The 24,067-nt window shown below is 33.3% G+C and carries 19 protein-coding genes; 5 read left to right on the top strand and 14 right to left on the bottom strand.

Translation table 11 applies throughout. The features are described from left to right. Positions 1–139: 139 nt before the first annotated feature. The 5 genes from MJQ71_RS08150 to MJQ71_RS08170 all read right to left on the bottom strand — a co-directional run bounded on the left by MJQ71_RS08150 (position 140) and on the right by MJQ71_RS08170 (position 4,704). Positions 140–559 carry an IS1/IS1595 family N-terminal zinc-binding domain-containing protein gene (locus MJQ71_RS08150; protein WP_238806078.1) on the bottom strand — a complete coding sequence of 140 codons (420 nt, stop codon included), beginning with the start codon at positions 557–559 and terminating at the stop codon, positions 140–142. A gap of 180 nt (positions 560–739) precedes the next feature. Continuing rightward, complete coding sequence (locus tag MJQ71_RS08155; protein WP_238806079.1) at positions 740–1,411, bottom strand: carbonic anhydrase; 672 nt, start codon at positions 1,409–1,411, stop codon at positions 740–742. Then, the gene (locus tag MJQ71_RS08160; protein WP_238806080.1) at positions 1,377–2,957 is read right to left on the bottom strand and encodes a SulP family inorganic anion transporter; all 1,581 of its coding nucleotides are present in this window, start codon (positions 2,955–2,957) and stop codon (positions 1,377–1,379) included. The genes MJQ71_RS08155 and MJQ71_RS08160 overlap by 35 nt, the downstream gene beginning before the upstream one ends. Positions 2,958–3,119: 162 nt before the next feature. After that, positions 3,120–3,410, bottom strand: a complete 291-nt coding sequence (locus MJQ71_RS08165; RefSeq protein WP_238806081.1) for a hypothetical protein — start codon at positions 3,408–3,410, stop codon at positions 3,120–3,122. A gap of 160 nt (positions 3,411–3,570) precedes the next feature. Beyond that, complete coding sequence (locus MJQ71_RS08170) at positions 3,571–4,704, bottom strand: NAD(P)/FAD-dependent oxidoreductase (RefSeq protein WP_238806082.1); 1,134 nt, start codon at positions 4,702–4,704, stop codon at positions 3,571–3,573. 88 nt (positions 4,705–4,792) lie between these two features. Here MJQ71_RS08170 and MJQ71_RS08175 point away from each other — a divergent pair, with 88 nt between their 5' ends. From MJQ71_RS08175 to MJQ71_RS08185, 3 genes are all read left to right on the top strand, one after another. Next, positions 4,793–5,977, top strand: a complete 1,185-nt coding sequence (locus tag MJQ71_RS08175; protein WP_238806083.1) for a class I SAM-dependent methyltransferase — start codon at positions 4,793–4,795, stop codon at positions 5,975–5,977. Between the two features lie 66 nt (positions 5,978–6,043). Next, on the top strand, positions 6,044–6,718 hold the full coding sequence (locus tag MJQ71_RS08180; RefSeq protein WP_238806084.1) for a hypothetical protein: 675 nt from the start codon (positions 6,044–6,046) through the stop codon (positions 6,716–6,718). Positions 6,719–6,992: 274 nt separating this feature from the next. Further along, complete coding sequence (locus MJQ71_RS08185; RefSeq protein ID WP_238806085.1) at positions 6,993–9,632, top strand: MGH1-like glycoside hydrolase domain-containing protein; 2,640 nt, start codon at positions 6,993–6,995, stop codon at positions 9,630–9,632. 87 nt (positions 9,633–9,719) lie between these two features. Here the strand turns inward: MJQ71_RS08185 and MJQ71_RS08190 are convergent, their stop codons facing one another. From MJQ71_RS08190 to MJQ71_RS08220, 7 genes are all read right to left on the bottom strand, one after another. After that, a complete protein-coding gene (locus MJQ71_RS08190; RefSeq protein WP_238806086.1) occupies positions 9,720–10,172 on the bottom strand; it encodes a DUF2147 domain-containing protein in 453 nt (150 codons plus the stop codon). 33 nt (positions 10,173–10,205) lie between these two features. Next, the gene (locus MJQ71_RS08195; RefSeq protein ID WP_238806087.1) at positions 10,206–11,387 is read right to left on the bottom strand and encodes a BamA/TamA family outer membrane protein; all 1,182 of its coding nucleotides are present in this window, start codon (positions 11,385–11,387) and stop codon (positions 10,206–10,208) included. A gap of 107 nt (positions 11,388–11,494) precedes the next feature. Continuing rightward, positions 11,495–12,301: a sterol desaturase family protein gene (locus tag MJQ71_RS08200; protein WP_238806088.1), complete on the bottom strand. Its 807-nt coding sequence runs from the start codon at positions 12,299–12,301 to the stop codon at positions 11,495–11,497. Between the two features lie 461 nt (positions 12,302–12,762). Next, positions 12,763–13,443 carry a response regulator transcription factor gene (locus MJQ71_RS08205; protein ID WP_238806089.1) on the bottom strand — a complete coding sequence of 227 codons (681 nt, stop codon included), beginning with the start codon at positions 13,441–13,443 and terminating at the stop codon, positions 12,763–12,765. Between the two features lie 78 nt (positions 13,444–13,521). Further along, positions 13,522–14,886 (bottom strand): HAMP domain-containing sensor histidine kinase, encoded by a 1,365-nt coding sequence (locus MJQ71_RS08210; protein ID WP_238806090.1) that lies wholly within the window; start codon positions 14,884–14,886, stop codon positions 13,522–13,524. An 88-nt stretch (positions 14,887–14,974) separates the two neighbouring features. Continuing rightward, positions 14,975–15,664: a response regulator transcription factor gene (locus MJQ71_RS08215; RefSeq protein ID WP_238806091.1), complete on the bottom strand. Its 690-nt coding sequence runs from the start codon at positions 15,662–15,664 to the stop codon at positions 14,975–14,977. A gap of 118 nt (positions 15,665–15,782) precedes the next feature. After that, on the bottom strand, positions 15,783–17,357 hold the full coding sequence (locus MJQ71_RS08220; RefSeq protein ID WP_238806092.1) for a DUF5723 family protein: 1,575 nt from the start codon (positions 17,355–17,357) through the stop codon (positions 15,783–15,785). Positions 17,358–17,507: 150 nt separating this feature from the next. Between MJQ71_RS08220 and MJQ71_RS08225 the strand changes: the two genes are divergently transcribed. Together MJQ71_RS08225 and MJQ71_RS08230 are read left to right on the top strand one after the other, a co-directional pair. Continuing rightward, complete coding sequence (locus tag MJQ71_RS08225) at positions 17,508–18,938, top strand: circularly permuted type 2 ATP-grasp protein (protein WP_238806093.1); 1,431 nt, start codon at positions 17,508–17,510, stop codon at positions 18,936–18,938. A gap of 86 nt (positions 18,939–19,024) precedes the next feature. Continuing rightward, on the top strand, positions 19,025–19,579 hold the full coding sequence (locus MJQ71_RS08230) for a DUF6580 family putative transport protein (RefSeq protein WP_238806094.1): 555 nt from the start codon (positions 19,025–19,027) through the stop codon (positions 19,577–19,579). A gap of 54 nt (positions 19,580–19,633) precedes the next feature. On the opposite strand, the gene MJQ71_RS08235 is transcribed toward MJQ71_RS08230, so the two are convergent. Next, positions 19,634–20,158: an ion channel gene (locus MJQ71_RS08235; protein WP_238806095.1), complete on the bottom strand. Its 525-nt coding sequence runs from the start codon at positions 20,156–20,158 to the stop codon at positions 19,634–19,636. Positions 20,159–20,168: 10 nt separating this feature from the next. Continuing rightward, positions 20,169–23,972, bottom strand: a complete 3,804-nt coding sequence (gene metH, locus MJQ71_RS08240; protein WP_374759615.1) for a methionine synthase — start codon at positions 23,970–23,972, stop codon at positions 20,169–20,171. Positions 23,973–24,067: the final 95 nt, after the last annotated feature.

A 24,067-nucleotide genomic window follows, 5' to 3' on the forward strand; every position in this document is an offset into this window, starting at 1 on the left:
ATTATTCTGTCAACTATATACTTAAATTAACGATTACAGAACATTCTTCAAAATATAGAAATAGTAGATTAAGCAGTAAATATATTGTACTATTTCATGATTTTTTATTATTTCTTAGATACACTAAAAACTAAAAGTGTTATTTTTTAAATCTTTCCCATTTAATCAACATAAACTTATCTCCAAGTTCGGTTACTACCATTCCTGCACCTTTAAGGTTTTCACGATTGGCGTAAAACTCAGCTAATTCCTTGTGATTCATTACTTTATAAGTTGGATGATAAAGGGTTTGTTTCGGAATTTTTACTTGGTATTTTTTTACCCAATTCATCACAGAAACGTGACTTACGCCTAATAAACGCTCTATTTCACGATAACTCACCCCTTCAATGTAAAGCTGTAATGCTTTAATGACATAGTAGCTTTCGATACTTTTTCCCATCTTCTCGACAGTAAAATTATATCCACAATCTTTGCACTTAAATCGCTGGCGTTCTTTGATTATACCATTACGAGAGATATTATTTGAGTCACATTGAGGGCAGTTAGGTAAGTTCATAGGTATCTATATTTTTTTAGCAAAGATATATTTTTTTAGCAAAAATAGATTATTTCAAGAATATATTTTCTTTTTTCTCTAAAATATTTCAGAATCTTGTTTGAAACAAAAAAAAATACAAATAAAAAAAAGCTACTAAATCATGCTGATTTAGTAGCTTTTCTAACGATTAAAATATACCTAGTGCATCGAATCTGCCAATTTTCCTTCGGGAAGCTTTATATCATATCGATACACTTCTTCAATAGAATTCAAATCATCAGGCAAAATCTCCATGATGGTTTTGATAAGACCTGAATTTAAGTCTAAAACCCAACCGTGCAAATGAGGATAATCACCAGCAGCCCACGCTTTTTGAATAATTGTTGTTTTAGCTAAATTACGCACTTGCTCCGTGACATTGAGTTCAACAAGTCTATCAAATTTATCTTGTCCGTCAGAGATTTTATCAAGTTCTGGTTGATGTTTAACGTAAACATCTTTAATGTTTCGTAACCATTTATTAATTAAACCATAATCTTTATTGTCCATAGAAGCTTTCACCCCACCACAATTATAATGTCCAACCACTAAAACGTGCTTAACTTTCAACACTTCAACAGCATATTGAAGTACACTAAGCATATTTATATCAGTATGAACAACCAGATTGGCAACGTTTCGATGCACAAAAATATCACCAGGTTGAGTACCAGTTACTTGGTCGGCAGGTACTCGACTATCGGCACAACCAATCCATAAAAATTCAGGACTTTGATGGGACGCTAATTCTTCAAAATAGCCTTCATCGACACGAAGCTTTTCGGCCGCCCATGCTTTATTCGCTAATAATAGTTTTTGATACGACTGCATTACTTTGTCTATAATTTAGTTTTTTTCTTGAAATTCCTTTAAATTCAACTTCTATATTTCTAACTTTTACCTCCCTTTGAAATTCTTCGAGAGTTATAAATATATCATGGTCAATAAACGATGCCTTAGTACCATCAATGAATACAAAATCTCCTTCTTGCAAAGAGGCTAATTTTTGTTTTAGCTCAGGTTTATTGATGTAAAAAATATCTTTATTAAACTGTATCAATACATTTTTTTTATCTCGCATAAAAGAAATAGAGCCTTTGTAATTAGTGTACAAAATATAACACATAGCTACAAAAACACCTATCCCGATTCCTTTGAGTAAATCTGTCAAAACAACGGCGATAACTGTTACTAAAAATGGAACAAATTGGTCGTGACCTTCTTTATAAACTTCTTTGAAAATTGATGGTTTAGCTAGTTTATAACCAACCATTATTAATACAATTGCCAAAGATGCAAGTGGAATTTGGTTTAAAATTGTAGGAATAGTTAGCGTACAAATCAATAGAATTAGGCCATGAATAATTGTTGAGAGATTTGTTTTTCCACCCGCATGAATATTGGCGGAACTTCGCACAATAACCTGTGTTAGTGGTAATCCACCCAAAAATCCTGAAACAATATTCCCAGCTCCTTGAGCTAGTAACTCTTGATTTGTTGGTGTAATTCTCGAATCTGTATCAAGTTTATCAGTAGCTTCCACACTTAATAAGGTCTCCAAACTTGCAATAATGGCAATAACTACAGCTGTTTTCCAAATTAAAGGGTTTGAGATAGCAGAAAAATTAGGAAATTGAAATAAATTAGAAAAGTCTTTAAGTGAATTTGTAACAGGAAGTGCAACAAGGTGATTGGTTTCTAAATGAAAAAAAGAAGGTAATATAGTTAATCCAGTATTAAGAATAATTCCAACAATTACGGCAACTAAAGCCCCTGGAATCATATTTAAGATTTTATTTTTTTTGATAAAAGGTTGCTCCCACAAAATCATGATACCTAAGGAAATTACACCAATCATTAAAGCCCCTTCATTGAATAATTCGGTCACTCTGATTAATTCAGAAAATGTGTTTTGTCCATCATTTTGAAAAAAACTTTCATCTCCTTCATAATCCAAATCAATTCCCATTGCATGTGGAATTTGCTTGAGAATAATAATTATACCAATTGCGGTTAGCATTCCTTTAATAACTGAAGTCGGGAAATAATAACCAATTACACCAGCTTTTAATGCTCCTAAAATAATCTGAAATATACCAGCTAAAACTACTGCAAGTAAAAACGAATCGTATGCACCGATTTCTGTAATTGCATTTAAAACGATGACTGTTAAACCAGCAGCAGGGCCGCTAACTCCTAATTGAGAACCGCTCAATAATCCAACAACAATTCCTCCTACAGCACCCGCAATTACACCCGAAATGAGCGGTGCTCCAGACGCTAAAGCAACACCTAAACATAAAGGCAGTGCAACTAAAAAAACTACCAAACCTGCTGGCAAATCAGATTTGATATGCTTAAAACTAAAGTTATTCATAAAATAATAGTGTATTATCAATTGAATCGCAGATGCGACATCCAATCTAAATATGATTATTGAGACAAAATCAAAAACCTTTCCATATTGACATAACGCCTTAAAACAAGCTTTTACAGTCAATCGAACAAGATGTGTTTTTGAAAATAAATCGAAATTATTTTAGAATAACTGTGGCGGTGGTGAGTCTATCGACTTGAAATGTTGCGAAATGATTGAAGAAACATCATCACAAACAACTGTTTTTGGAAAAAAAATAGTGAGACTAAACTGAAACAACGTACTGGCTATAAAGTATTTTTCAATATCAATTTCGGTGGAAGAATCTTCACCTTCATTATTATCTTCAATATCATTGACTTCTACTGATGCTTTAAAATCGTTAAAATACTCTCTAACGGTCGAAAATTCGACTGTCAATAAGAGCAAAATAAGTAAGATTTTTTTTAGCATCAATTAAATGTTTTATAATGAATTTAAGATTTCATTATCCAAAAGTAACACAACAACACAAATATTAAATAATTGGTTTCAGAAAAAACTTCAACATATTATTATTTTTCCAAATAATAGAGGTTTTTACAAAGCATTTATTTGAAATTAATTCATCAAGCTACAAAGCAAATTCAACTATTTCATTAGCCAAATTTTCGGATAAAGTAGGTGCAAGTGCAACTCCCATGCCATTCATCCGCACGCTCATTGAAAGTTGTGAATGAATACATTTACTTACTGGTGTTTTAGAAGTGTCAAAAGCCATAATTCCACTCCAACGATGTTCGATTTTAACCGATTTATGTGTTGGAATAATTTTTTCGTAAAGTAATTTTTCAAGTGCATTTTGTACCAAATCTGTCAAACCAAATTCTGCGGTATTTTCTTCTGCAAAATTCAGGTTTCGACCACCACCAAATAGTACTCGGTTTTTATAATTTCTGAAATAATAAAATCCTTTATCGAAATGAAATGTTCCTTCCCAATTTAGTCCTTCAATTGGTTCGGTTATTAAAACCTGTCCTCGACCTGGAAATAAATCAATCTCAGGAAGTAGCGATTTGGCAAATGCGTTAGTAGTAATACTCAAATGTTTTGCTTGGAAAATGAGTCCTTTTGATGCAAAAACATTCACATTATCTTTATCGAAATCAAAACTTTGGACCTCAACACCATTAAATATTTGAACTTTCATGGCATGAAGGTTTTCCATCAAAACTTTCAATAATTTGCCGCTATGAATCGAACCTTCAACCGTATTTGTGATGGCAAAATCAAAACCATTAAAACCACAATTTTTGATTATTTTGTTTTCAGTAAAAAAGTGAGTGTCGTTTCCAGTAATAAACTTCAACTCCTTGTTTAGATAAGCCATTTGGTTTTGAGTTTCATCAAAAATAGTTTTATCGCTAAAAAGTTCTGTTCCACCACAAGCGTTAAGTTCGATTTCTGAGCCAAAATGCTGCGAAATCATGCTAATTCCTTTGAAACGCTTTTCGGCCCAATACATGGCTTGTTCAATTCCCATGACCGAAATGTTTTCGAGCAATTCAGTTGGACTTCCAAAACACGAAAAACCAGCATTTTTAGAACTTGCTCCCGTCGGTAAAACACCCGATTCCAAAATACAAACAGTCATTTCAGGTTTGTTTTTCTTCAAGAAATAAGCTAACCATAATCCTGAAAAACCTGCTCCAACAATAATCACATCATATTTCTTCAAAAAGACATCTTTTTCCCAAAAACTAATCATAATATTGCGTTTTGTATTTGAACAAAATTAGAATTAAGAATTTGAAATTAAGAAATAAGAATGATAAATATTTTCATTCAATCAGCCAATGGTGCAACAACTCAAACAGGCAAACGAAATAGCCAGACAAATACAAGACGTTGATATACAAGCATTTATACTGAAAAATCAGAAAAAAATTGACACACATTTGTTGCGTTTGGTAGCTGACCAATGGCTTTCTCGACAAAAAGCAAAAAATAAATTACCGTCTTGGTTTATCAATGAAGGTGTTCTTTTTCCTCCTCCATTGTCGGTCGAACAAGCTTCCTCTGAAATAACTGCTCATTATAAAGCCCAAGTTTTTGTGGCAAATTTTGGCAATAAAAAATGTGTAGATTTAACTGGAGGTATGGGGCTGGATAGCTGGGCATTATCAAAAGTGACTGAATCGGTAACTTATATTGAACAAAATGCTGATTTGGCTCAAGTTGCTGCTTACAATTTTGACGTTTTAGGACAAAAAAACATTGAAGTTCTGAACGAAAATTCAACCACTTTAAAACAATCTTTTTATGAAAAAAACAGCAACTTTTACATTGACCCACATCGACGTGATAATGCTAAAAATAAAGTTTTCAAAATTGAGGATTGTGAACCCAACTTATTAATAATCAAGCATTTGCTTGACAATTACATGGTTAAATTTTCTCCGATGTTGGATATAAAACTAGCATTGGAACAGCTCAAAAACATTTATCAAGCACATATCGTAGCAGTGGAAAACGAAGTCAAAGAATTGCTTTTTTTAAGTAAAAATGAATCTAAATCAGCCAAAATCATTTGTGTTAATTTTCTTTCAAACAATAACCAACAAATTTTTGAATTTGAATACCAAAATGAAGAAAATTTAAGTATTAATTATTCAAAACCAAGTAATTACATTTACGAACCAAATGCCGCCATTTTGAAGGCTGGAGCTTTTAAAAGCATTGCTAATCAGTTCAAAGTCAACAAATTGGCTCCAAATAGTCATCTTTACACTTCGGAAGAAATGGTTGAAAGTTTCCCTGGAAGAAGTTTTATTTGCGAAGCTGTTTGTAAATTTGATAAAAAAGAAATTTTGTCGAATTTACCGAATCAGAAAGCCAATATTAGCACAAGGAATTTTCCGTTAAAACCAGAAGAAATTAAAAAGAAATTGGGTTTACAAGATGGTGGAGATTACTATTTATTTGCTACCGAAAATCTAGAAAAACAAAAAATTGTACTTATTTGCAAAAAAGTAATTTAGTTAATTTAAAATTTGAGTTACAAAACCTCATTAACTGCGTCCAAAAATTAAAAAACAAATCATTTTATGAAAAAAATATTCATTATTTCGTTCCTCTTGACTGTTCATCTTGTAAGCTTTTGCCAAACTATTTTAAGTGGTTCGGAAGTATTTGGTAAAGAACGCAAAGAAGGTTTTTATATGACTTTAAACATCGACAAAAAATACATTGAAAAAGATTGGTCTTTGTATATTTCAAAATTTGGCGGTGTTTCGCAAAACAAAGAGATTTTCAATATTTCGATGGCAAATTTGCCCGATATTTCGCCAGACCCAATCAATTTGATGAGCAAAGTGATTTCAGAACAAAAAGTAAAAACCAAAGTTTTTGCTTCTTTTGACCTTGGCGGTGGAAATGTTGTAGCCGAAAATAATAGAAGATATTATGCAGTTGAGCAATTATTTAAAGATTTCTATGCTTTTGCCATGCAAAATGAGGATGTTCGTTTGGCAGACCGTGATGCTGATGAATCACAAAAAAACCTTGAACGAGTCAATAAAACTGGCAATAAAATAGCTAAAGAAATTGAAAAGAATAAACGTGAAAAAGAAAAGTTATTGAAAGAGATTGAAGAAAATAGACTCGAACTTGAAAAACTTTTGCAAGACCAAATTTCTAATAAACAAGACCAAGAGAACGCTCGCATTGCACTCGAAGAAAAGCAAAAAGCGGCAAGTATTGTCAAAACTCGAATTAAGTAAATGTAATTAATTGATAGTTAGAAAGCCTCTTAGTAATCCTGAGAGGCTTTTTTAATTTCTAAAACAAGCCCAACTGGTATTATTTCAATAATTATTTTAATTATTACAAGTGATTCACAGTCGAGGCTTTCATCATTTATAATTTTTCATATTTTTGTGGACGACGTTATACTTAACTTACTTGTTTTTGAACAGTTTTACTCAAACTGCTTTATAATTTCAAAAACTCAATCCTAAAACTAAAACCCAACTACCAAACTGGTTGATGAAAATTATGACGGAAATACAAGAGAAAATTCGACTAAGCCAAAGAAAAGACAATAAAGGTTGGAAAAAATGGGGGCCCTATCTTTCGGAAAGGCAATGGGGAACAGTTAGAGAAGATTATAGTGTGTATGGAAATGCGTGGGATTATATTCCACATGACATGGCTCGGTCAAGAGCTTATCGTTGGGGCGAAGATGGTATTGCAGGTATTTCAGATAACAAACAACATATATGCTTTGCCGTTTCTTTTTGGAATCACCAAGATAAAATTGTTAAAGAAAGACTTTATGGTTTGGCAGGTTCGGAAGGAATTCATGGTGAAGATGTGAAAGAATTATACTATTATTTAGATAGTACTCCGACACACTCGTATATGAAAATGTTATATAAATATCCTCAAAACCAGTTTCCTTACAAACAAATTATTGAAGAAAATCAACAAAGAAATAGAAAAGACCCTGAATTTGAAATCGAAGAAACAGGAGTTTTTGATAATAATGAATACTTTGATATTTTTATTGAATATGCGAAAGCCGACGAAAATGATATTTTAATAAAGATTACAGCTCATAATCGAAATAAAAAAGCTGCTTTATTGACCATTCTCCCAACTATTTGGTTTAGAAATACTTGGAGTTGGGGTTACGAAGCTTACAAGAAAAGTCCAATGATGACTGGTATTGCCAATAATTTAATTGAGGTAAATCATCAACTTTTGGGCAAATACAAACTTTATGTGGAAGGAGCTGACGAACTTGTTTTTTGTGAAAATGAAACGAATATGGAGCGAATTTTTGGCAGACCAAACACTGCCATGTTCGTTAAAGATGGTATAAGTAATTATGTAATCACAGGAAATCCAAAAACAATCAATCCAAATCGTATTGGAACGAAAGCTTCTGCGAAATTCACAAAAAAAATTGCTGGTGAAGATAGTTATACAATAAAACTAAGATTTAGTCAAAATTCTAACAATAAAGCATTTGCCGATTTTGATGAAATATTCGATTTGAGATTAAAAGAAGCTGATGAATTCTACGAGCATATTCAAAAAGATATTAAAACTGAGGAACTGAAAAGTATCCAACGTCAGGCTTTTGCTGGAATGATGTGGAATAAGCAATTCTATTATTATAACATTAACGAATGGCTCAACGGAGACCCAAAAATGCCTTTTGAGTTTAAAGGTCGAGCTTTTCCGAGAAATAATACTTGGAAACATGCCTACATGGCGAATATTCTTTCGATGCCCGATAAATGGGAATACCCTTGGTTTGCAGCTTGGGATTTAGCTTTTCATACATTAACATTAGCAAGAATTGATGCTGATTTTGCAAAAAGGCAATTGGCTGTTGTTTTGCGAGAATATTATATGCATCCAAATGGGCAAATTCCAGCATACGAATGGAATTTCTCGGACGTAAACCCGCCTGTTCATGCGTGGGCAACTTGGAAAGTATATGAAATTGACAAGAAAAATAGTGGCGTTGGCGATTTAGCTTTCTTGGAAAAGGTTTTTCATAAACTACTTATCAATTTTACGTGGTGGGTCAATCAGAAAGATGAAGAAGGTAACAATATTTTCGGTGGAGGTTTCTTAGGTCTTGATAATATTGGTGTATTTGATCGAAATGCTCAAATTCCTGGCGTAAAACTAGAGCAAGCTGATGCAACTGGCTGGATGGCCATGTACACACTCAATATGCTTAGAATTGCTTGCGAAATTTCTATCGAAAAACCTGTTTATCAAGATATGGCTTCCAAGTTTTTTGAGCATTTCTTGCATATTGCTGCTGCCATCAATAAACCAATCAAAGGTAATGATTTAGGACTTTGGGACGAAGCAGACCAATTTTACTACGACAAACTACATGCTCCAAACGGTGAAACAATTTTCATGAAAATTCGCTCTTACGTTGGACTTATTCCGTTGTTTGCGGTAGAAATCATTGATGAAGAAATGCTTTCAAAACTTCCTGATTTCAAACGAAGGCTTGAGTGGGTTTTAAATAATCGTCCTGATTTGGCTTCGCTTATTTCACGTTGGAACGAACCAGGTAAAGGTGAGACTCATTTGTTATCATTGCTACGGGGGCATCGCATGAAAATGGTTGTTAAAAGGATGTTCGACGAAGCCGAATTTTTATCAGATTATGGTATTCGCTCTTTATCAAAATCTCACAATGAAACACCTTATCAGTTTAACTTGCATGGTGAAATTTTAAGTGTAAAATATACTCCTGCCGAATCTGATTTAAGTATAATGGGTGGAAACTCTAACTGGCGTGGACCAATTTGGTTTCCAATAAACTTCTTGTTAATCGATTCATTATTAAAGTTTTATGGCTATTATGGCGATGATTTTGAGATAGAATATCCGACTAATTCAGGAAATATTATGTCCATAAAAGATGCGGCATTGCTGGTTGCTGAACGCCTCATTAGTATTTTTATGATGAATGAAAAAGGAAAACGTCCAAATACTGGTGATTTTGAAAAATTTGATTCGGACACTCATTTCAAAGATTTGCATTTATTTTATGAATATTTCAATGGTGATACTGGAGAAGGACTTGGAGCTGCACATCAATGCGGTTGGACAGGTTTGGTAGCTGATTTGATTGGCTATGTGAGCGAGAAAGCCTAAAGAAATGGCGGATGAAAAGAGAAATGATTCTTACTTTTTCATCCGCCTAAAATATTTTAAATTATTCATTTTTGATTCTCTTTATACTTATTCAACTCTGTGAAATACAAGATTTTTGCCAAAAATCTCAAATCCCCAATAACCTCGAACAACAAGTGTATTTATATCTTTCAATTTTACAACCGAATTATACGTTCGTCCAGTATTTGGGTCGTAAATTGACCCATTTTCCCAAGTATCTTTTCCATTGAATAGTAAATTTTCAACTACCAACATTCCAAGCCAAGAACGATTACGCAAATTAGGGTTGGGATTTTCTATATCTTTAAAATCTTCCATATTTGGGGTTTTTGGGTCGCAAATGAACCACACAACTTTCCCCAAAAAATGACCATTTTTCTTAAAAATTTCAACCTTCAAATCTTTATCTTCCGAAAACCATGTTCCAATAATTCTATCAGATACTGGAGTATTTTGGCTAAAACTTAACGAAAAACTCAATAAAAAAACAATAAAAAGCAGTATTTTAAACAATCTCATTTACATTAACTAATTTTATTTTTATAATTTCATCTAAAATACTTCTCCTAAATTAAAGAAAAAACCTTTTGTACCACCACTTCCTGCACCGTAAGAAACAACAAAATAGACATTTGATTTTTTGTTAACTTTTATTCTTAAACTACCACCATAACCAGTCAATAATTTTGAAAATTTATACGTAACAGGCTCTGTAAAACTTTGTGTATTTACAAATAATGCACCTCCTAATAATTCGTTTTTTAAAATATTGAATCTGTATTCCATTTCAAAATAAAGCATATTTCTACCTCTAAATCGGCCTTGAATAAATGTTCTTCCTGCATTATCATAAGTATCCCAAAGGGTACTTGGTAAGTCAAAATAAGGTGATTTTCCTCCAAAAGTTAACCAATTTAGATTCCAAAAAGCTAGTATATTTTTTGAGTTTCGAGGAAATGAAATATAGTGTCTAAAATCAGCATAAATTGTGTTATAATTTGTAGAGCTTTTAAGAACCTTCATGTTTTTAACAAACGAAAAATTACCATACCAACCACTAGCAATTGGACTGTTTTCATTTCTCCGAGAATCATATAAAGCGTTCAACACAATACCCGAAGATACAGTTGAGCGGCTAACGCCATAGTCATCGGCATTGGTAAGTAGGTGGCTATCAATGTTTTCAACTTTAAAATGTTTATCAAAGTTATAGCCAATACCGAGCAGTAAATCGGAGGTAATAGACCTTGACAATAGTTGATGAAAACGTAGAGAATTATAAGTATAATTATTAAAAATATTTTCGGAGGTAAATCCACCTAAACCAAAATCTTTGAGTGAATAATGGTAGAAACGCCAATCAGACACAAAATTATAACGATTATTTTTGCTCCAAATACTGGAAGTTAAAATCGGAGTAAATTGTTTATTTTGAGTATATTCTGGTGTAATTTTAATAACAGAAATATTGGTTTTAGTGTGCGTATAGAATGAAATATTTCCGTCCACTAAAATAGTAAAACCAGTTAATTGACTATATCCAAATCCTGGCAAAATTGTTAATAATGGCACTCCAACTGCTGCTTTTGAGGTGTCTGCTTTATAGTTTTTATTTTTCACTATATGCCAAATATCAACTACATCCATTAAAACCGTTTTATTTGTATCAATTTTTTGACTAAATGCTTGCTTCATTAAACACACAAAAAAAACAATTCTAAAGGAATTGAACATAATAATTTTCTTTCAATTTTATCCTATTTATCACTACGTCTTAACTACTAAAAAGGTGGGGTTATGGTAAAGTCGTCAATGAGAGAATATCATTAAAAAAATCTACGCTACTTTTTAGGTTCAAGTGGCAATTTCAATAGTTTGCTGAATGTATCAATTTTATTTTCTTGTAAATGTGTATCAACGCCAAAGACTACCTCATTCTCTTTTAAGCAACTATAAGTACCAAAAAATCTATCCCAAATACTTAATACATCACCATAATTTGAATCTGTATATGGTTGTAAATAATGATGATGTACTTGGTGAAAATTAGGTGTAACAAAAATACTACTCAATATATTATCTATTTTCTCAGGAATACGGACATCAGCATGTGCCATTACGTTTGAAGCAATTTGAATGAACTGTCGGAATATTAAAACCCAAAGAGAAACTCCTCCAATAAATACCCAAACTGTTGTAAATAACAACCGAATAGCTGTTTCGCCTGGATGCTCACGTAAAGTTGTAGAAACATCAACGTGTGTATCAACATGATGAACCAAATGAAATTGCCACAGGCTTTTCACTTTATGCATCAGAACATGGTATGAATATTCACAAAAATCTAAGAAAAAGAAAGTAGCTATAAATAATAGCAATGGATTTTTAATAATCATCCAATGAAACAATCCGAATTGATGATTTTGAGTCCATTTAAGCGTAAAATTCATTAGTATTCCTAATAAAAACTGTACAGGAGCTGCTGAAAGCATAAATTTTGCATTAAGCGACAGATGGCTCCATTTGTTAAAATTTTTATTAAAATTCAAAAAGTATTCTAAATTCCAAAAGATAAAGAAAGAAAATGTCAGTAATAGTATTCGATCAGAATCTGGTGCAGCATTGAAATAACTAATAATAGTTTGCATTTGTAGTTTTAAGGGTTAGTACATTTATTAAGCATACGTAGATACTAAAAGGATAGTTGGGTAATAAAACTAAATTTCCCTTGTTTAAATAATATCTTACTTGTTAGCAAATTTATTATAATCAATTCAAGAGCATCTTTAACAAAAATTAAAATATGGTTAAAGTTTAAATTATACCGTATGTAGCATACAAACAAATTATTAAAGTGAATCAAACATCTGGCAAAAAAAATCTCTGGTTAAGAAACATGCCTTAACCAGAGAAAAATAACCCTAACTAAACCTAATTACAAAATGGAAAAACCATTTACTCCTAATTTGAAAAAACTCTGGTTAATTACAAACCAGAGTTTTAAATCCTTTTGAATCCTTTTATGAAAATTTCTACTACTTTTATCTTACACAAAAATATGATTTGATACTCAAGGGTTTATCAAAAATAAATTAAATAGCTATTAAAATTAAGCTTTCAAAATATAGCCCATTCCGACAACTGTATGAATCAGTTTTTGGGTAAATTCTTTGTCAATTTTTTTACGCAAAAAATTAATATATGTATCAATTGTATTGCTGGCTGGGTCAAGGTCTGCATCCCATATTTTTTCAGCAATATCAATTCTTGACACGACCCTATTATGATTTATCATCAAATATTCAAGTAAAGCGTATTCTTTGGCTGTAAGTAATATTTCTTTTCCTGCACGAGTCAGATTACGAGCTGTTAAATCTAATTCTAAATCGGCTACTTTCAACAAACTTCGCTTGACTTGCTGTTGAACCATCGAACTACGTCGATGAAGTGCATTTAACCGCATCAATAGCTCTTGAAATTGGAATGGTTTTACCAAAAAATCATCAATTCCTGCTTCATAACCAAAAGCTTTGTCGTTGAGAGTACCCATAGCTGTAAGCATCAAAATTGGTGTATTTTGCTTTTCATTTCTAATTGCCTGAGTAATGTCATAACCATTCATTTTAGGCAAATTCACATCCAATATTATTACATCATACTCATTCTCAAATGCCATTTTTAGGCCTATTTCGCCATCTTTTGCAAAATCAACGAGATGCGTATTTTCTTCCAAACCTTTTTTTATGAATTCAGCCAAACGAATTTCATCCTCAACTATTAATATTTTCATACTTTATTATTGTTAAATCAATCACCTCAAATAGTTGTCTTGTCTTGCATTTTTGTAGACAAATGCATCAAAATACGCTTATTTAGTAGGCAATTCAACGGTAAAAATAGACCCCACTCCTTCGGTTGATTGAACTCTAATATTTCCCGAATGAATTTCCAATATACGTTTAGTCAGTGGCAATCCTATTCCATGTCCAGAAATCTCTTTTGTTTTTTCATTTCTGTAAAAAGGGTCAAAAATATGCTCCATTTCGCTTGAAGTCATACCCACACCTTCATCAATAAACTCCAAAATTATTTTTTCATTTTGGGAGTAAATTTTAACAAGCACTTTTTGGTTAATACTATATTTACAAGCATTTTCCATCAGATTTCTGAAAACTAAAATCAGTAATTCGGCATTTCCACTAACAATCATCGCTTCATCATTTTCAGGAATTTCTTCAAATTCGATGTTAATGTAATAATTGGCTTGATTTTTTTTCACTATATCAGAAGCTCCCCAAAGTACTTCATCAATCCTGACTTCATAAAATGGAACTGATTGAGCATCAGCATTCATTCTGGCCAATTCTAACAAACTATTGACCAAACTTATCATATTATTGATGTCATACTGAAAATTTTCAACGGTATGTTTGTATTCTTCCGCGGTTCGGTCTTTCATTAAAGTCACTTGTGCATTACCAAGCAAAATTGATAGTGGCGTACGCAACTCATGCGTGACATACGAAACAAAATTTCGTTGTTGCGTGTATGATTCGTCTAGTCGGTCTAATAAATCATTAAAAGTATGAGCCATTTGACCAATTTCATTATCTAAATTTGACTCAGGAATTCTTTGTTGAAGGTTTTTGCTTGAAATTCGTTTCATCCGTTTCGCAATTACGCCAATGGGTCTTAGGTCTTTTCTGATGAAATAACGAGTAGTAAGTGTAATAATGGTAATGAGAGTTACTGAGTTCAAAATCAGTATGTAAAGCAAGTTTCTTTGTTTATTAAACCCTGACAAATCAAATCCCGCAGCTTCAATGATTAGTAATTTCTTGAATTTGTTGTTACGACTCAAAAAAATTGTTCGTTCGTAACCATCTTTCTTAAATTCAAGTTCACGGCTAAAAACTTCACGTTTTCGAGCAGCAGTTAAATGTGGAATTGCATATCTTGATTTAAAAATAATTGTGCCCGTAGAATCGTATATGACAAATTGTTCTTTTGTGTAGATATTTTCTTTCATATCATCCATCATCATAATATATTCACCACTAATGCCTTTATTGACAATCATTTTCTCAATCGTGATGGCATTATTTCTGAGATAGAGATAAAATTCATTTTCACGAAAATTGCTGTAAAAAAGGTAAATATTGGTCGAAAAAATGATGAGAGCAATACTCAAAATTGTTGGGATTCTGAGTGTTTGTTTATCTACAATTTGCATAGCTTCCTTTAAAAATGTGAATTTGTCTTTAAAATTAAATGATTATCACGGAATGACTTGCAAAAAACAATAAATAATAGCAGAAAAATCAAATTTCACTTTTTAACATATAACCACGACCAATGACAGTATGAATGAGTTTGTTTGAATAACCTTGGTCGATTTTTTTTCGTAGAAAATTTACATACACATCAATGGTGTTGGTACCAGTATCAAAATTCAGATTCCAAACTTTCTCTGCAATTTCAACTCTTGAAACAACTTTTCCTTGATTTCTCATGAAAAACTCCAATAATCTAAATTCTCTGGAAGTCAATCCAATAATATTGGAATCTCGGCGTGCAACTTTTTCGTTTAAATCTAGTTCTAAATCTGCCACTTGAATGTTCTTTTTCAAATCACTCACATCACTTGCACGGCGATGTAAAGCATTTAAACGAGCTATTAACTCCAAAAAATCAAATGGTTTTACTAAATAATCATCAGCCCCGAAGTCCAATCCCATTACTTTATCCTGAACCGTTCCCATGGCAGTCAACATCATAATGGGCGTTTTTATTTGCTCATTTCTTAGCTGCTTTGTTAGTTCTAAACCACTTATTTTAGGCAAATTAACATCAAAAATCATCACATCATACGAATTCGATAAAGCAAAGTTTTTTCCAATTTGTCCGTCATAAGTAACATCAACTGAGAATCCGTTCTCTTCAAGACCTTTTTTAATATACTCGGCTAACCTAGACTCATCTTCAACGAGTAAAACTTTTATATCTGCCATTTTAATGCTATTTATAATGTACAATGATTTTTAACAATTGTATGAGCAAAAATGCAGTTCAAACCATAGTATGAATTAAAAATAAGATTAAAATTTGATTAAAACCACTTTTCATAAATCAACGAATATTATTCCAGCGTCTTTTCTGTTTTCGTTTATTCAAAACATTTCTTAATTCTTGACGTAGGGTGGTTTTTGATTCTACATAACAGCCATTAGGAACATCGGGTAAAGACCTGAAAATAGGTAAAAATAGGCCAAAATAAGCACTTATTCCTTTTGGATTAGCTACATTCAAAATTCCCATTAAATTGTCTGTGCCTAAAAAAATTGGACCAATACGCCCTAATAAACCAATTGTGAAGTTTTTATAGCCATTTTGCAATGCAATTGGTAAAGAAACTTCTGCTCTTTTTGTTTCAAATCTTGGAATAATAGCAAACATTGAAGCCTGCACCATTCCAGATTTATTTGGATTTCTCAAACTCTGTATCCATGTTGAATTCAAATATATTTTTTCAGAAATTTTATAATCAAAATTAGCAGAAAATGCCATTGGCAAAACCGAAACAAAACTATGTTGATAATCACTAGGACTTAAATTAAAGGCATTATTGGTTTGATTATATAATCTTTCTGGCGAATCAATTTTGTTGAAAGTTCCAGGCAAAACCATGACATTAGTTCTTGCAAAACTTGTTACATTTACATAATTTGGATTGTTAAAATTAATTTGCCCAACATCAACCAAAGCAACACCAATTCGGTACAAATATTTGTTTTTAGTTCCGTCTGATTGCCATTTTCCTTTTATTTTAATATCATATTTATCAAAATCGGGTCGAAACTCATAAACTACACCAATATCAAACCCGTAGCCAGTTCCTGCCGCCAAGTTTCCAAACAACCAGTTCGGATCAAAACTAGCACTTCTAAATCCATTGCTCGATGTCATTCCAAAAGTTCCTTCAACGTTTGAAAACAAAATATCTTGTCTTGTTGGTCGGCCTGCCGTTTGCGTAATCGTATAATCTAGGTTATTTGCCAAATAATGAACATTTAGTAGGCCATTCAGTCTTTTTAAAGTTAATCCTACCTTAAAAAAGTCTTGGTCTTGCTCTCTCACAACAAACCCCAATGATAAACCCATTTCGGTATAACTATTGAGGTTCATGGTAAAATGATTATTTGTCTGCGGAACACCATATAAAGTTGGTAGAAAAGTTCCTTTCGCCATTATATGAGCAACGTCCGAAGTTGTATTTGCTAAATTATTCAAAACTCTTAAACGAGAAGTAAATCCGATAGCCAATTTTGCTTTTTCAAAAGTATAAAACATTGAAGGGCCTTTTACATCAACAGCACCAAAAGCAACCGTATTAGGTTTATTAACTGCTTCTTCAATGTAAGAATTTCTAAAACCAATCAAACCATTTGATGCACGATATTGACTAGGAACAGTGTTGGTTACTACTCCGAAAAATGAATATGGGGCAGCCCATCCAGCATAATTATTAGTAAACTCGACATTTCCACCAGCTACATTCAAAAAGAATTTATAACGAGAATCGGCAATATTTGCAGGATTTGAGTAGATATTGTATGTTCCTGCATAGTTACTTGATGAAATCCCAAGCCATTGTTGAGCTTGCAAAGTATATGTTAGAAAAAAAAAACAAAAAAGAATTCGCATTTTTAAAGCAGAGCTGTCGATGAAATATTATATAAATTATATTTTGTTGTAATGAATCGTAAAATTAAAGAATTATAATCGAATGCTTTTGATTTTAATTATAATATTGATATTTTGGACTCTCATTTATACAAAGACCAAAGAAAAAACATGAATTACGATTTCAACAACTACAATACCGAAAATTTCTTCGATGAAATGGTTACCCCAGATGGAAACCCTCGGATTGGTAATCAGTTTTTAAAAAACAAAATTGAAAACCTTGCTTTTGAAAATCTGAAAAATAAGCAGAAAGCAGCAGAACGTTCGATGGTCTCAGCAGGTATAACATTTAATGTTTACTCAGAAGATGGCGGAACCGAAAGAATTATTCCGATTGATATTGTTCCTAGAATCATTGATTCTCAAGAATGGGACAATCTGGAAAGAGGCTTGGTTCAGCGTATCACCGCCTTGAATTTATTTTTACAGGATATTTATAATGAGCAAAAAATCATTCGTGATGGTATCATTCCTCGTGAAATCATTGAATCAAGTAAAGGTTTTTTGCCTGAATGTAAAGGACTTACACCTCCACAAGGAGTTTGGATTCATATTACTGGAACTGACTTAATTAGAGATAATAATGGCGTTTTTACGGTTTTAGAAGATAATTTACGTTGTCCTTCGGGCGTTTCTTATATGCTTGAAAATCGTGAACTTTCAAAACAAACTTTTCCTGATGTTTTGTCGCAATCTAATGTTCGTTCGATTTCGGAATATCCAGCCAAATTATTGGAAGTTTTACGTTACACTTCTGGCCGCCCTGACCCAACTGTGGCAGTTTTAACGCCTGGGATTTATAATTCTGCCTATTTTGAACATTCTTATTTAGCTCAACAAATGGGCGTTGAATTAGTTGATTACCGCGACTTAGTTGTTGTAGGTGATTATTTAAAAATGAGAACAACGACAGGATTTAAAACAGTTGATGTACTTTATCGTAGAATTGATGATACATTTTTAGACCCAAAAACATTTAATCCACATTCATTAATCGGAATTCCTGGTTTATTTGATGTTTATAAAAAAGGTAATATTGGACTTGCTAACGCTCCAGGCACTGGTGTTGCAGATGATAAAGTTGTCTATGCGTATGTTCCTCGTATCATTAAATATTATTTAGGAGAAGATGCTTTGATTCCAAATGTTGAAACATACTTGTGCGGTGAGCCAGATTCGATGAAATATGTATTAGAAAACATTGAAAAATTAGTAGTAAAAGAAGCCAATGAAGCTGGTGGATATGGTATGTTAATCGGGCCAAAAGCAGATAAGGCCGAACATGATAAATTCAGGGCATTAATCAAGAATAATCCAAGAAATTATATTGCACAACCAACCATTTCTCTTTCACGAAGCCCTTGTTTGGTCGAAAATGGTTTGGAAGGCCGCCACGTAGATTTACGTCCATATATTTTATATGGAAACGGAATTCATGTAACCCCAGGTGGACTTACAAGAGTTGCTTTGAAAAAAGGCTCATTAGTTGTAAATTCATCTCAAGGTGGTGGCAGTAAAGATACTTGGGTACTCAAATAATTATAGTTGATGAATTATGATTTTTTTGTATTTTTGTAGCTAATAAAAATAATCTCTGTGCCATAGTGCCTTTGAAACTATAAAAAATGAATATTACACGTTTTTCAACATTAGTAGCGATTGTGGTTTTGGCAGCATTGTCAAGATTTTTACCGCATCCGTTTAATTTTACACCAATTGCAGCCATTGCCTTGTTTGGTGGAGCTTATTTCACGAATCGTTGGCAAGCAATTGCAGTGCCGATGGGTGCGATGCTTTTGAGTGATACAATGCTAGAAATTTTGACTGGATACGGATTTCATTCAGGAATGATTCTTGTCTATGGTGTATTTGCTTTGGTAACGATTTTAGGTATGGTTTTACTAAAAAATGTAAATCCAGTTCGTGTAATTTCTGCATCAATTGTAAGCTCATTGATTTTCTTTTTGATTACAAACTTTGCTTTTTTATATCCAGAAGCAGTTATTGCAGACCCAAATCTAGGTCATTACCCACATAATTTATCAGGAATCATTGCGTCTTATACAGCAGGTATTCCATTCTTGAGAAATCAAATCTTAGGTGATTTATTCTTTTCGGGGGTATTATTTGGTGGATTTGCCTTATTGCAAAAACGTTTTGAAGTCTTAAAAACAGCTTAGTACTTTTAATCACAAAAAAAGGGAGTTTCCGCTGGAAACTCCCTTTTTTTATGATTATTTTTTTATTTTTTTCAACGAATCTTTCATTGAGATAAAGTCTGATAAAATAAAAATGATGGTCAAAAAAGCAATGATAACTTCCATCAAAACTAAGATTTTTGCGGGAACAGTGGCTGGCATTAAATCGCCATATCCGAAGAAAGTAAAGTTTAAAACACTAAAATAAAAAAACTCAAAGGCTTCTTCGAGTTTACCAAATTCGGGCATTACCCCAACGAAACTTCTCGTATCAACTTCATATAAACAGAAAAAATCAACGGCAAAAGAAAGCGTCATTTGGCCGATGTTATATGTCATCAAAAATAAAAATCGGTGATAAGCAATATCCTCAGAAGTAGCAATGAGTAATTGTGTAGAGTTTTCAAAGATAAAATAAATGCTTTTCACGAATGCCCAAAGTGTAATAAAAACTACAAGTGTTTGCACAGAAAAAAATTGCTGTACAAACACTATTTTGAATAAATATGCTACTACAAATAGGGTAGCAAATTCAGCTATTTCACGCTTGGGGATATTCATTATTTATTTCTCAATCATAATTCAACACTGGAGCGAGCCATTTTTCGACTTCTTCTAGTGGCATATCTTTACGTTTGGCATAATCTACAACTTGGTCTTTGGCAATCTTTCCAATGGTAAAATATTTACTTTCTGGATGAGAAAAATACCAACCACTTACCGAACTCGCTGGGTACATGGCAAAACTTTCGGTCAATTCGATGCCGATTCTATTCGCTTGCAAAAGCTCAAATAAAGCTGTTTTTTCAGTATGGTCTGGGCAAGCAGGATAACCAGGTGCTGGACGAATACCTTGGTATTTTTCGGCAATCAGTTCGTCGTTACTGAAAGTTTCATTTGAAACATATCCCCAAAACTCCGTTCTCACACGCTCGTGCATTAACTCAGTAAATGCTTCGGCCAAACGGTCGGCGATAGACTTGAGCATGATTGAATGATAATCATCATGGTCTTTTTCGTATTGTTCGAGCAGAGCTTCAATTCCTAAACCCGCTGTAACTGCAAATCCGCCAATATAATCTTCAATTCCAGTATTATTTGGTGCAATATAATCTGATAAACAAAGATTGGGTAAATTTTGGGCTTTTAAATTCTGCTGACGCAAATGATGTAAAATTGCCAATGAGGCATTGTCAATCAATTCTCCATTTTCAGCCACGCCTGTTTCACCCAAAACTCTATAACCTGTACCTTTCAATGCTCCTTGACCAGCGGCATTGTATTCATAGGATTCAAAATTATGTAAAACAATATCATCTCCTACCGAATTTGCAGGATAAAATCCGACAACGGCTTTCGCTTGCAATGACTTCTCGGCAATTACTTTTTTAAGCATTGCTTGGGCATCATCATAAAGTTTTTGGGCTTCTTTCCCTACAACTGCATCATCAAAAATCTTTGGATATTTACCTGATAACTGCCATGTTTGGAAAAATGGTGTCCAGTCGATGTATTTTGCAATTTCAGCTAAATCATAATCTTCAAAAACTTTTGTTCCAAGAAATTTTGGTTTAGTGGCTTTGTAATTATTCCAATCAATTTTTACATGATTTTCTCTTGCTTTTTCAATTGGAATAAAGTTTTTATCTTTTTGGCGACTAGCGTGGTCAATTCTCAATTGAGCATATTGGGCTTTGATTTCATCAAAAATCTCTTGATTAGTTTGCTCATTTTGCATCAAACGGCCAGCAACAGGTACACTTTTCGAGGCATCTAAAACATGAATCACTGGCCCAGAATAATGTGGGTCAATTTTTACGGCCGTATGAATCCGTGAAGTTGTAGCTCCACCAATCAATAAAGGGACTTTGAAACCTTGTCGCTCCATTTCTTTGGCTACACCCACCATTTCATCTAAACTTGGCGTAATCAAACCACTTAAACCGATGATGTCAACGTTATGTTTTTTTGCTTCTTCCAAAATTTTATTGGTTGGCACCATCACGCCTAAATCTATGATTTCATAATTATTACATCCTAATACAACCGCAACAATATTTTTCCCAATATCATGCACATCTCCTTTTACGGTCGCTAATAAAATCTTACCCGCACTTGATGATGTTTCTGCTTCACCTTCAACTTTATTCAGTAATTTTTCTTCTTCAATAAATGGCAATAAATAGGCTACGGCTTTTTTCATTACCCTTGCCGATTTTACTACTTGTGGTAAAAACATTTTCCCTTCTCCAAATAAATCGCCCACAATATTCATCCCATCCATCAAAGGGCCTTCGATAACGTGCAATGGTTTTTCTACTTTCAGACGAGCCTCTTCTACATCTTCATCAATAAATTCAGTCAAACCTTTGATTAAAGCATGAGCCAAACGCTGTTCAACGGGTTGCTCACGCCAAGCATTGTCAACTACAATTTCCTTTCCTTTCGATTTTACGGTTTCGGCAAATGTCACTAATCGCTCAGTTGCATCGGGTCTTCGATTAAGAAGTACATCTTCACAAAGTTCCAACATATCCTTTGGAATATCATCATAAACGCCCAATTGACCAGCATTTACGATACCCATATCCATTCCAGCCTTGATTGCATGGTACAAAAACACGGTGTGCATTGCTTCACGAACAGGCTCATTTCCTCTAAAACTAAATGAAATATTTGAAACACCGCCCGAAACTTTGGCATAAGGCAGATTTTCTTTTATCCAACGAGTGGCATTAATAAAGTCAACAGCATAATTATTATGTTCCTCCAAACCTGTAGCTACCGTAAGAATATTTGGGTCGAAAATTATATCTTGCGGAGGGAAATTAACTTCATTAACCAAAATATCATACGCTCTTTTACAAATTTCAATACGGCGTTCGTACGAATCGGCCTGCCCTGCTTCATCAAAAGCCATCACAACCGTTGAAGCACCATAACGTTTAACTTTTTCAGCAGATTCTCTAAACTTCGCTTCACCTTCTTTCAAGGAAATAGAATTTACAATTGATTTTCCTTGCACACATTTCAAACCTGCTTCAATTACCTCCCATTTTGAAGAGTCAATCATCAAAGGTAATCTTGCAATATCAGGTTCAGCAGCAATCAAATTCAAGAAAGTTGTCATGGCTTCCACACCATCGATCATTCCTTCATCAAGGTTTACATCAATTATTTGAGCTCCATTTTCAGCTTGATTTCTCGCTACTGAAAGTGCATCATCATATTTTCCTTCACGAATCAAACGAGCAAAAGCTTTTGAACCAGTAACATTACAACGTTCACCAACATTTATGAAGTTAGTTTCTGCTGTCATTTTCAACGGTTCTAAACCAGAGACTTTTTGAATTGGCTCGAAAGAAGGAATTACACGTGGTTTATAGTTTGCTGCTACTTCTGCAATTGCCTTGATATGAGCGGGCGTTGTTCCACAACAACCACCAATAATATTCATGAATCCATTTTGCAAGAAATCTTCTACAATTACAGACATTTCTGCGGGTGATTGGTCGTATTCTCCCATTTCGTTGGGTAAACCTGCATTTGGGTGAGCCGAAACCAAAAATGGAGCTTCATTAGCCAAAATTTGAACATAAGGACGCATTAAATCTGCCCCTAAGGCACAATTCAAACCGATTGATAATAAATCAATATGAGAAACTGACGTCAAAAATGCTTCAGTTGTTTGTCCTGAAAGTGTTCGTCCAGAAGCATCGGTGATTGTTCCCGAAACCATTACTGGAATATTTTTTTCTACAAATTCCAACAAATTCGCTCTTGTTTGCTTCGCTAAAGATGCACTTTTCAAAGCCCTAATTGTTCCATTTTTTACATCATGAGCAAACAAATCAATGGCGTATAATGCAGCTTTTGCATTGAGCGTATCAAAAATAGTTTCGACCAAAAGAACATCAGCACCACCATCGACTAAACCTTGAATTTGCTCATAGTAGGCATCAACCAATTCATCAAAAGTGATGGCACGAAAACCTGGGTCATTTACATCTGGAGATAGCGAAAGTGTTCGGTTCGTTGGCCCAATTGAACCTGCAACAAAACGAGGTTTTGATGGATTTTTGGCGGTGAATTCGTCAGCAACTTCACGAGCAATTTTAGCAGATTGATAATTCAATTCATACACATAATCTTCCATGTGATAATCGGCCATAGCGATTGATGTTCCCGAAAAAGTATTTGTTTCGGCAATATCAGCCCCCGCTTCAAAGTATTTTGCATGAATTTCTTTGATAACTTCTGGTTTCGTGATAGAAAGCATATCGTTATTACCTTTTACTTCATACGGGAAATCTTTGAAACGCTCGCCACGATAATCAGCATCTGATAATTTGTATTCTTGAATCAATGAACCCATCGCCCCATCAAGGACAAGGATTCTATCTTTTAGTATTTCTCGGATGTTAGCCACTTTTTACTATATTTTTAATTAAGAAATTAATCACAATTCAG

Origin of the sequence: Emticicia aquatica, assembly GCF_923079645.1 — a bacterium.
Taxonomy (GTDB): Bacteria; Bacteroidota; Bacteroidia; order Cytophagales; family Spirosomataceae; genus Emticicia; species Emticicia aquatica.